10 protein-coding genes are annotated in these 9,238 nt (G+C 74.1%); 6 read left to right on the plus strand and 4 right to left on the minus strand.

Translation table 11 applies throughout. The features are described from left to right. Nucleotides 1-42 precede the first annotated feature (42 nt). The gene (locus Dsi01nite_RS07345; protein ID WP_203845270.1) at nt 43-816 is read left to right on the plus strand and encodes a phosphotransferase; all 774 of its coding nucleotides are present in this window, start codon (nt 43-45) and stop codon (nt 814-816) included. 111 nt (nt 817-927) lie between these two features. Here Dsi01nite_RS07345 and Dsi01nite_RS07350 read toward each other — a convergent pair whose 3' ends face one another. Next, nucleotides 928-1,824, minus strand: coding sequence for a LysR family transcriptional regulator (locus Dsi01nite_RS07350; RefSeq protein ID WP_239135748.1), 897 nt, complete (start codon nt 1,822-1,824; stop codon nt 928-930). Nucleotides 1,825-2,110: 286 nt separating this feature from the next. On the opposite strand from Dsi01nite_RS07350, the gene Dsi01nite_RS07355 reads away from it, so the two are divergent. From Dsi01nite_RS07355 to Dsi01nite_RS07365, 3 genes are read left to right on the plus strand one after another with little or no spacing between them, the layout of a single operon-like run. Continuing rightward, nucleotides 2,111-2,779 (plus strand): DUF4097 family beta strand repeat-containing protein, encoded by a 669-nt coding sequence (locus Dsi01nite_RS07355; protein ID WP_203845271.1) that lies wholly within the window; start codon nt 2,111-2,113, stop codon nt 2,777-2,779. Nucleotides 2,780-2,808: 29 nt separating this feature from the next. Then, on the plus strand, nt 2,809-3,744 hold the full coding sequence (locus Dsi01nite_RS07360; RefSeq protein WP_203845272.1) for an ATP-binding cassette domain-containing protein: 936 nt from the start codon (nt 2,809-2,811) through the stop codon (nt 3,742-3,744). Continuing rightward, nucleotides 3,741-4,514: an ABC transporter permease gene (locus tag Dsi01nite_RS07365; RefSeq protein WP_203845273.1), complete on the plus strand. Its 774-nt coding sequence runs from the start codon at nt 3,741-3,743 to the stop codon at nt 4,512-4,514. Before Dsi01nite_RS07360 ends, Dsi01nite_RS07365 begins: the two co-directional genes overlap by 4 nt. A gap of 103 nt (nt 4,515-4,617) precedes the next feature. Here the strand turns inward: Dsi01nite_RS07365 and Dsi01nite_RS07370 are convergent, their stop codons facing one another. Next, the gene (locus Dsi01nite_RS07370; protein ID WP_373318741.1) at nt 4,618-4,983 is read right to left on the minus strand and encodes a winged helix-turn-helix transcriptional regulator; all 366 of its coding nucleotides are present in this window, start codon (nt 4,981-4,983) and stop codon (nt 4,618-4,620) included. 104 nt (nt 4,984-5,087) lie between these two features. Here Dsi01nite_RS07370 and Dsi01nite_RS07375 point away from each other — a divergent pair, with 104 nt between their 5' ends. Beyond that, the gene (locus Dsi01nite_RS07375) at nt 5,088-5,930 is read left to right on the plus strand and encodes an SDR family NAD(P)-dependent oxidoreductase (RefSeq protein ID WP_239135749.1); all 843 of its coding nucleotides are present in this window, start codon (nt 5,088-5,090) and stop codon (nt 5,928-5,930) included. Between the two features lie 15 nt (nt 5,931-5,945). Here Dsi01nite_RS07375 and Dsi01nite_RS07380 read toward each other — a convergent pair whose 3' ends face one another. After that, nucleotides 5,946-6,551 (minus strand): response regulator transcription factor, encoded by a 606-nt coding sequence (locus tag Dsi01nite_RS07380; protein WP_203845275.1) that lies wholly within the window; start codon nt 6,549-6,551, stop codon nt 5,946-5,948. Further along, nucleotides 6,548-8,410: a sensor histidine kinase gene (locus tag Dsi01nite_RS07385; protein ID WP_203845276.1), complete on the minus strand. Its 1,863-nt coding sequence runs from the start codon at nt 8,408-8,410 to the stop codon at nt 6,548-6,550. The genes Dsi01nite_RS07380 and Dsi01nite_RS07385 overlap by 4 nt, the downstream gene beginning before the upstream one ends. Nucleotides 8,411-8,606: 196 nt before the next feature. Here Dsi01nite_RS07385 and Dsi01nite_RS07390 point away from each other — a divergent pair, with 196 nt between their 5' ends. Then, a complete protein-coding gene (locus Dsi01nite_RS07390; RefSeq protein WP_203845277.1) occupies nt 8,607-9,200 on the plus strand; it encodes a metal-dependent hydrolase in 594 nt (197 codons plus the stop codon). Nucleotides 9,201-9,238 lie beyond the last annotated feature (38 nt).

The following is a 9,238-nucleotide window of genomic DNA, read 5'->3' on the forward strand; positions in this document are numbered from 1 at the left end:
GGTCCGGCGGGCGCGCCCGCCGGACCTGCGACGATGACATCCATGCGGGTGGGGGAGCTGCTGCACCGGACCGACAAGTCGGTCGTGAGGGCCGGCACCACCACCGCCGGCGCGCCCGTGGTGATCAAGACGATCACCACCGACGACCCGTACTGGGTGCGGTGCCGGTCGCGGGAGCTGGCCGTCCATGCCGCCTTCGCCGAGCGCCCGCCCGGGTTCCGGGTTCCGGAGGTGCTGTTCGCCGGGGAGCGGACCACGGTGTTCGCCCGGCTGCCCGGGGCACGGCTGCACGACCGCCGCCACCTCGACGCCGACCTCCCGCCGGCCACGGTCGCCGCGGTCCGCGCCGCGGTGGCCGCCGTCGCGACCTGGACCCCGCCCGGTGACACGGAGCGGCTGCCGGACCCGCATGACACGATCGAGGCGGAGCACGCCGCGGGCCTGCTGAGCGAGCCGGAACGCGGCGAACTGCACCGGCTCGTCGAGCGGCTCGGCCCGGCCCGCGTGTTCGCGCACGGCGACCCCATCCCCACCAACGTCCTGCTGCACGACGGTGGCGCCGCGCTCGTCGACTGGGAGCTGGCCGGCCCGCGCCTGCCCGGATACGACTGGGCCGTCCTCTTCGTCACCGGCGCGACCGGCAGCCCGTCCCTCGCCGCCGCGATCCTGGCCGAGACGGCCGCGCTGCGGGAGGCGTTCACGGTCAACCTCGGCCTGCTGCTGTGCCGCGAGATCCGCATCCACCGCGGCCTGCCCGGCCCGGCCGGCCTCGACGCGATTCGCGACCGGTGGCGCCACCTGCTCGGACCCGGCTGACCCGCGGTCCGCGTCACGCCTCCGCCGCTCCCGGCGGCGAAGCGCCGGCTGACTCGCGGTCCGCGTCACACCGCGCTGAGCGGCGAAGCGCCGGCTGACCCGCGGTCCGCGTCACGCCTCCGCCGCCCCCGGTGGCGAAGCCCCGGCCAGGTCGACGAAGGCGCGGATCAGCCGGTTCTCGGCGGCGGTGCGCCAGACGAGGGCCCACCCGACCGGTGTGGCGTCGCGGACGGGCAGGAAGACCAGGTTGGGCCAGGAGTAGAACGCGGGGATGTCGCTGGTGACGGCTGCGACGACCCGTCCCGAGCCGACGGCGGCCAGTGCGTCGTGCAGCGTGGTGACGCGCGGGCCGCGGGCGATCGGACGGCCGGACGGGGTGTGGAACGGGTTGAGGACCTCCTCCATGTATGCGGGGATCGAACCCCCGCCCACGACCGCGTGGTCGCCGAGGTCCTCCAGGCACACCGAGCCGCGCCCCGCGAGGGGGTGCGTGGCGCCCACCATGAGCATCACTTCGGTGGTGCGCAGGACCGGCCCGACGGTCAGGTCCGGTTCGCGCACCGGGAGCCAGAGCAACGCCAGATCCACCTCGCCGGAGCGCAGCGGGACGAGGGGATCCGGGGGCTGGACCTCGCGCACGTGGATCTGCGCGGCGGGGTGGCGGTCCTGGAACCGGCGGAGGACGTCGCTCAGCACCAGCGCCATCGGACCCATCAGGCCCAGCTTCAGCGCGCCGGAGATGCCGGCGGTGGTCGCGGCGGCCGCGTCGATCCCGGCCATGATCCGCCGGTAGCCCGCGCTGAAGTCCCGGTGGAGCTGCTCGCCGAGCGGAGTGAGCAGGACCGTGCGCGTGGTCCGTTCGAACAGCAGGCCACCGACGTGCCGCTCCTGCTTCGCGATCGACTGGCTGATCCGGCCCGGAGTGAGGTGCAGCCGCGCGGCGGTCCGGCCGAAGTGCAGCTCCTCCGCCAGGACAAGGAAGATCTCGATGTCCCGCAGGTCGATCATGCGGCGATTATTGCCGGTTCGCTCAACAGTCTGTGCTGCAGGTCGTCGTTGATCAGCATCAGGCCGGGCCGGCATGCTGGGCTCCCAGGTCATAGACATGGCGTTCATCGTACTTCATTGCAACGCAACGTTGCATTGAATGTACAACTGTTGCAACGATTATCAGCCTCTGAGCTGCTGTTATAAGGGCAGTGCGCAACGAGCGTGTTGCCTAAAATAGAAAGGCAACGTAGCGTTTCCATTGTTCGAAACACCGGACAGCACAACGAGACATCAGGAGCTCACGATGCAGCAGTTCGCCACTCCCGCCCCGATCGCCGCCGTCCTCGACATCCCCGCGGGGCGTATCCAGCTCATCGCCGCCGACCGCGCCGACACCACGGTCGAGATCCGGCCGGCGGACCCCACGAAGCACCGCGACGTGCAGGCGGCCGAGCAGGCCAAGGTCGACTACCGCGACGGCGTCCTGCGCGTCGAGCTGCCGGCCAAGCACCGGATCCTCGGCGCGACCGGGTCCGTCGAGGTGACGGTGCAGCTGCCGGCCGGGTCCCGGGTCGAGGCCAAGGCGGCCGCCGCCGAGTTCCGCGGCGTCGGCCGGCTCGGCGACGTCGCGTTCGAGGGCGCCTACGGGCCGGTCAAGCTCGACGAGGCCGGCAGCGTCCGGCTCACCGCCTCGGCGGGCGACATCTTCGTCGGCCGCCTCAACGGCCCCGCCGAGATCACCGTCGGCAAGGGCGACATCCACGTCGCCGAGGCGGTGCGGGGCGCGGTCGTGCTGCGCACCGAGGCCGGCGCGGTGACGGTCGGCGCGGCCGCCGGGGTCTCCGCCTCGCTGGACGCCGGCACCGGGTTCGGCCGGATCAGCAACGCCCTCAAGAACACCGACGGCGCGGCCGCCCAGCTCGCGATCAACGCCAGCACCGCCTACGGCGACATCACCGCCAGCAGCAACTGACCGCAACCACACCGACAGAGGTATCAGCCATGACGAACCTGGCCATCGAGGCGCACGGCCTGCGAAAGTCCTACGGCGACAAGGTCGTGCTCGACGGCGTCGACCTCGCCGTCGCCGAGGGGACGATCTTCTCCCTGCTCGGGCCGAACGGCGCGGGCAAGACCACCACCGTGCAGATCCTGTCCACGCTCGTCCCGGCCGACGGGGGCTCGGTCCGGGTCGCCGGACACGACCTGGACCGCCACCCGGACGACGTGCGCGGCGCGATCGGCGTCACCGGCCAGTACTCGGCCGTCGACAAGCTGCTCACCGGCGAGGAGAACCTGCTCCTCATGGCCGACCTCTGGCACCTGTCCCGCCGGGACGGCGCCCGCAAGGCCGCCGAGCTGCTCGACCGCTTCGACCTCGGCGAGGCGGCGGGCCGGCCGGCCAGCACCTACTCCGGCGGCATGCAGCGCCGGCTCGACCTGGCGATGACCCTGGTCGGCGACCCGCGCCTGATCTTCCTCGACGAGCCCACCACCGGGCTCGACCCGCGCAGCCGCCGCGCCATGTGGCAGATCGTGCGGGACCTCGTCGCGACCGGCGTCACGATCTTCCTCACCACCCAGTACCTGGAGGAGGCGGACCAGCTCGCCGACCGTATCGCGGTGCTCGACCACGGCCGGCTGATCGCCGAGGGCACCGCGGAGGAGCTCAAGCGCCGCATCCCCGGCGGGCACATCGCGCTCACCTTCGCCGACCAGGTCCGGCTCGACGCCGCCCGGCAACTGTTCGGCGCGGGGATCGCCGACCCGGACGCGCTCACCCTGCAGGTGCCCAGTGACGGCGGGGTCCGTGCGATCCGCGAACTGCTCGCCCGCCTCGACGAACGCTCGATCGACATCGACGACCTGAGCGTCCACACCCCCGACCTCGACGACGTCTTCCTCACCCTCACCGGCCGGCAGGAGGCCACCCGATGAGCACCATCGCCCTCGCCGCGCGCGACTCCTCGACCATGGTCCGGCGGCAGCTCCGGCGGCTGCTGCGGTACCCGTCGATGACCGTGCAACTCATCATCACGCCCGTCATCATCCTGCTGCTGTTCGTCTACGTCCTCGGCGGCACGCTCGGCGCCGGGCTCGGCGGCGACCGCGGCGCCTACGTCAACTACGTCGTCCCCGGCATCCTGCTCATGGCGGTCGCCACGGCCGCGACCGGCACCGCCGTCATGGTCTCCTCGGACATGACCGAGGGCATCGTCGCCCGCTTCCGCACCATGCGCATCTCCCGGGCCTCGGTCCTCACCGGGCACGTCGTCGGCAGCGTCATCCAGCAGCTGCTCGGCATGGCGGTCCTCATCGGCATCGCCCTGGCGATCGGCTTCCGCCCGGCCGCCGGCGTCCTCGAGTGGCTGGCCGCGGCGGGGCTGCTCACCCTGTTCGCGGTGGGCGTCACCTGGCTCGCGGTCGCCCTCGGCCTGAAGGCCCAGACCCCCGAGGCGGCCAGCAACGCCCCGATGCCGCTGATCCTGCTGCCCTTCCTCGGCAGCGGCTTCGTCCCCACCGACTCCATGCCCACCGCCCTGCGCTGGTTCGCCGAGTACCAGCCCTTCACCCCGATCATGGAAACCGTCCGCGGGCTGCTGCTGGGCACCCCGATCGGCAACAGCGGCGGCATCGCCGTCGCGTGGTGCGCCGGCATCGCCGCGGTGTCGTACCTCTGGGCCAAGCGCACCTTCGACAAGGCCTGAGCACACGTTCGGCAGCACCTTCGGCAGCACCTTCGACAACGGCCTGAGCGCACGCGGGCCAGGGCCGCCAGACCTCCGGGTCCGGCGGCCCTGCCGTGCCTGGCTAGCGGGCGCGGGCCGCCGCGATCTCCGGCTGGTGGGCAACCGCCCAGTCGGCGAGCGCGGACAGCGGGTGCAGGAGGCTCTCGCCGAGCGGGGTCAGCCGGTACTCCACGCTCGGCGGCACCGTCGGATGGACCGTGCGCAGGACCAGCCCGTCGGTCTCCAGGCCGCGCAGGGTCCGGGTCAGCATCCGCTGGCTGATCCCTTCGATGCCGCGCTGCAGCTCGTTGAACCGAAATGGCCGCTGCCCGAGCAGGACCACCACGAGCACCGTCCACTTGTCGCCGACCCGGCGCAGGACGTCGGTCACCGGGCACTGCTCGTGCTCGGCCGCCGGCACCGGCATCGGCAGGCGGGTGCCGAGCATGGAGGGCACAGCGGTGTTCCCTGCCGACATGAAACTGCCTTCTTCCGGGTTCCGGACCGGTTCCTGACGATGGGGATACCCACCGATCGTAACCAGGAGCCCGCGTGAGCACAGGAACCAACGGCCGCGTGACGGTCATCAGCGGCGGCACCGACGGCATGGGACGGGCCCTCGCGCTCGCCCGCCTCGCCCGCGGCGACCGGGTCGTCGCCATCGGCAGCAACCCCGACAAGGGACGGACCCTGCCGGACGGGATCACGTTCCTGCGCGCCGACCTCACCTCGATCGCCGAGACGCGACGCGTCATCGCCACCGTCCGGGAGCGCTGGCCGGTCGTCGACGCGCTGGCACTGTTCGCCAACCGGCCGACGCCGCAACGGGTCTCGACGGTGGACGGCCTGGAGGCCACGTTCGCGCTGTACTACCTCAGCCGCCACCTGCTCGGTCACGGCCTGCGCGACGCGCTGGACCGGGCGCCCACCCCGGTGATCGTCAACGTGGCCGGCGTCGGCATCACCAAGGGCGCGATCCAGTGGGACGATCTGCAACTGCGCCGCCGGTACCGGATGATCACCGCCCAACTGCAGGCCGGCCGCGCGAACGACCTGCTGGGCGTGGACTTCGCCACGACCTCGGGCGCCAGGGCGCGCTACGTCCTCTACCACCCGGGCTTCACCCGCAGCGGCGACCTGAGCCCGCTGCCCGCCCCGCTGCGGGCGGTGATCCGGGTGGCGGCGAAGGTCGCGGCCCGGCCCGTCGAGGCGTCCGTGCGGCCGGTCGTCGACTGGATCGACGCGCCCCCGGCGGCCCCGCTGACCGCCGTCGACCGCGGCCGGTCGGTGCCGCTCGACCTGCCGACCCTGGATCCGGCCGCCGCCGCCCGCCTCGCCACCGTCACCGCCGAGCTTCTCGAGGCCACCGGGCCGGGCACCGACGGGACGCCCTGACGGCTGGGCGGCGGGCTACAGCCAGCCGGTCTCCGTCGCGATCCGGATCGCGTCGACCCGGTTCCGGGCGTGCAGTTTCGTGGCCGCCGCGGTCAGGTGGTTGCGCACGGTGCCGACCGACAGGAACAGCTGCCGCGCGATGTCGGCCGCCGGGGCGCCCGTCGCCGCCAGGCGCAGCACCTGCAGCTCGCGCTCGGTCAGCGGGTTGTCCGGTGTCTCCCACGCGAGCACCGCGAGCGCCGGGTCGATGACCCGCTGACCGGCGGCGAGGCGGCGGATCGCGTCGGTCATCTGCTCGGGCGTGGCGTGCTTGAGCAGGAAGCCGGCGACATGCGCCGCCATCGCCCGCCGCAGGTCGCCGGGGCGTGCCACGCCCGTCACCAGCAGTGAGCGGCACGACGGCAGGGCCGAACGCAGCTCGATCGCCGCGCTCAGCCCGTCCCGGCCGGGCAGGCCGAGGTCGAGCACCGCCACGTCGGGCCGCGTCCGCAGGGCCAGCCCGACCACCGCGTCACCGTCGCCGACCTCGGCGACCACCGTGATGTCGGCCTCCAGGCGCAGCAGCGCGGCGAGTGCACCACGGATCAGGTGCTGATCCTCGGCCAGCAGCACGCTGATCACGCCGCCACCGGGCGGACGTCGTGGGCCGCCACCGTGCGCACGTCGTCGGCCGCCGCCCGGGCGAGGGCCAGGGCCCGTTCCACGCCGGGCTCCGGGCCGGTGAGCACCCGCGTCACCTCGGCCAGCCGGGCGCCGAGGTGGTCGCCGAGCCGGTCGGTGAAGCGGGTGCGTTCCCTGGCGACCTCGGCGGCGGCGAGCTCGGCCCGGCCCCGGATCAGCGCCCCGGCGAGCAGCGGCAACTGGACCACGGCGAAGATCAGCAGAGTGTCGTCGACGTCGGCGGCCAGGTGGTAGGCGAGGGTGCCGGTGTTGCCGGTGCCGAGCGCGATCGCGACCTCGGCGGCGAGGGCCGCGGCGGCGGCCGGCCAGCGCAGCCGCCCCCGCACGAGCACCAGGAGCATCCCGCCGACGTAGTGCCGCAGCACCCACGCGTCCGGCGGGTACTGCACCAGCGGCAGGTACGCGAGCAGCACCTGACCGGCGAGCACCACCGCCCAGGCCCGCGGGCGCCGGGCGTCCGTCCGTGGCCGGCACAGGTGCAGCAGCCCCGCGCCGAACACCAGCGCCGGCGCCAGGGTCCGGGCATCGGCCGGGAGCTGCACGAGGGCCGAGAGGTAGAGCCCTACGAGGGCGAGGGTGCCGCCGGTCGTCTGGAGCAGCGTGGTCGGGTCCGGGCCGCGGTACCGGTGCACGGGCACCTCGGCGGTGAGCCGGAACTCCCCGCCGCGCACGGTCGTGCCGAGCCGGCCACCGAGCGCCGTGACCCGCTCGGTCAGGTTGCGCAGCCCGTTGCCACCGGTCCGGGCCGGTGCCGGCGGCGGGTTGCGCGGTCCGTTGCCGCCGGTCGGGGCCGTCGCCGGCGGCGGGTTGTGCGGCCGGTTGCCGCCGGTCGGGGCCGTCGCCGGTGACGAGGCGGGGCCGGTCACGACCAGGCGGGCCCGCCGCCAGGTCGAGCGCAGGGCGATGGTGCACGGCCCGCCGGTCCCGTGCCGGAGGACGTTGGTGACGGCCTCGCGGAGCACGAGCGCGAGCGCGGCGTCGACGTCGGCCGGCAAGGGCGCGACGTCGCGCGGCGCGACGACCGCGACGCCGGCGCGGGCGAGGAGGGCGCGGGCCGCGGTGAGCTCGGCGGCGAGCCCGGGACCGGGCCGGTCCGCGGTCAGCGCCTCGATCTCGGCGAGGGCGGCGGCGGCCTGGTCGCCGGCCTCGCGCAGGGCCCGGCCGGCGGCCGGGGGACCGGCCCGCCGCGTCAGCTCCAGGTTGAGCACGATCGCGGAGAGCCGGAAGCCGAGCACGTCGTGGGCGTCGCGCAGCAGGCGCCGGCGCTCGCGGGCCACCTCGACGGCGGTGAGCCGGGCCTCGGTGAGCGGCATCTCGACGGCCAGCCGGTGCAGCCACGCCAGCACGGCGAACAGGTAGCCGAGCGTGGCGGTGAACACCAGCCCGTAGCAGACCGCGGGCACTGTCGGCTCGGTCCACCAGATGACCGGCACCGACGACCCGGACGCGACCGCGAAACCGGTCCAGGACCACGGCGCGCGCAGCCGGACCAGGCACGCGCAGCCGAGGAAGGCGATCAGCCCCCACAGGGTGCGTGCCTGCGGCCACAGCAGCACCGGCAGATACGCGAGCACCGCCTGCACCGCCAGCGCGAGCCGCCACCGGCGCACGGGCACGCCCACCACGTTGACGGCGGCCAGGGCGAGGCCGGCCGCCGTGAGGGCGAGCGCGGCCAGGCCGGCCGGTGCCGGCACGTGGGCCAGCACGTCATACGCCGACACCGCGAACACGCAGCTCAGCACGGTCACGACGACGGCGGTGCCGAGCCGGGGCGCGGCGACGCCCGGTTGCCCGTCCACGCGACCACCCCCCTCGAACCGCCCGTGATGATCTCATGGCGCGACCCGTGACGAACACCTGGATCCGTGGGCTGACCAGCGTGCGGACGTCACGGACGGACCCGTGACCGGCGCACTGTCACCGGCGGCCGCGCGTTGCGAGCCTGTCCGGCATGGACTTCATCCTGTTCCTGCTCTGCTTCGTCGTCCTCCGCGGATGGCTCGACCGCCGGGCGACCGGCCACCGGAGGGCCGCGCGATGATGGCGGGCCACTTCGCGCTGGCCGCCGCCGTCAAGGCCGGCCAGCCGCGCACGCCGCTCTGGGCGCTGATGCTCGCGACCCAGCTCCTCGACGTGATCTTCGTGATCCTGTTCCTCGCCGGTGGTGTCGAAGGGCTCACCGACGTGACCGGCGGCAGCTACGGCGAGGCGCTGATCCACGCGTACTGGACGCACTCGCTCATCGGCGCCCTGGGTATCGCGGCGGCCGCCGCGGGTGTCGCCGGGTGGCGCTGGGGCCGCCGGCCCGGTCTGGTCATCGGCGCGACGGTGTTCAGCCACTGGCTGCTCGACCTGCTCGTGCACCGCGCGGACCTGCCGATCCTGCCCGGCAACGCGGGCGACCTGCCGCTGCTCGGCCTCGGCCTGTGGCGCACCCCGTGGGCCAGTGCGGCGGTCGAACTGGCGCTCGTCCTGACGGGAGCGGTCCTGTACCTGCGCTCGGCGCGGCGGCACGGTGTGGACCGCCGTTGGGCGTTCACGACGGCGGCGCTGCTGCTGTTGATCCTGGCGGTCGACGTCGCGTCCTGAGCCGGCACCGGCCGGGCCGCGACGGGTCCCATCCGTAC

The sequence above is a fragment of the Dactylosporangium siamense genome, assembly GCF_016862795.1.
GTDB lineage: Bacteria > Actinomycetota > Actinomycetes > Mycobacteriales > Micromonosporaceae > Dactylosporangium > Dactylosporangium siamense.

Excerpts from the sequence above, each read along its gene's own strand:
- Dsi01nite_RS07345 (WP_203845270.1), top strand. The coding sequence starts at position 43 with ATGCGGGTGGGGGAGCTGCTGCACCGGACCGACAAGTCGGTCGTGAGG.
- Dsi01nite_RS07350 (WP_239135748.1), bottom strand. The coding sequence starts at position 1,824 with ATGATCGACCTGCGGGACATCGAGATCTTCCTTGTCCTGGCGGAGGAG.
- Dsi01nite_RS07355 (WP_203845271.1), top strand. The coding sequence starts at position 2,111 with ATGCAGCAGTTCGCCACTCCCGCCCCGATCGCCGCCGTCCTCGACATC.
- Dsi01nite_RS07360 (WP_203845272.1), top strand. The coding sequence starts at position 2,809 with ATGACGAACCTGGCCATCGAGGCGCACGGCCTGCGAAAGTCCTACGGC.
- Dsi01nite_RS07365 (WP_203845273.1), top strand. The coding sequence starts at position 3,741 with ATGAGCACCATCGCCCTCGCCGCGCGCGACTCCTCGACCATGGTCCGG.
- Dsi01nite_RS07370 (WP_373318741.1), bottom strand. The coding sequence starts at position 4,983 with ATGCTCGGCACCCGCCTGCCGATGCCGGTGCCGGCGGCCGAGCACGAG.
- Dsi01nite_RS07390 (WP_203845277.1), top strand. The coding sequence starts at position 8,607 with ATGGCTCGACCGCCGGGCGACCGGCCACCGGAGGGCCGCGCGATGATG.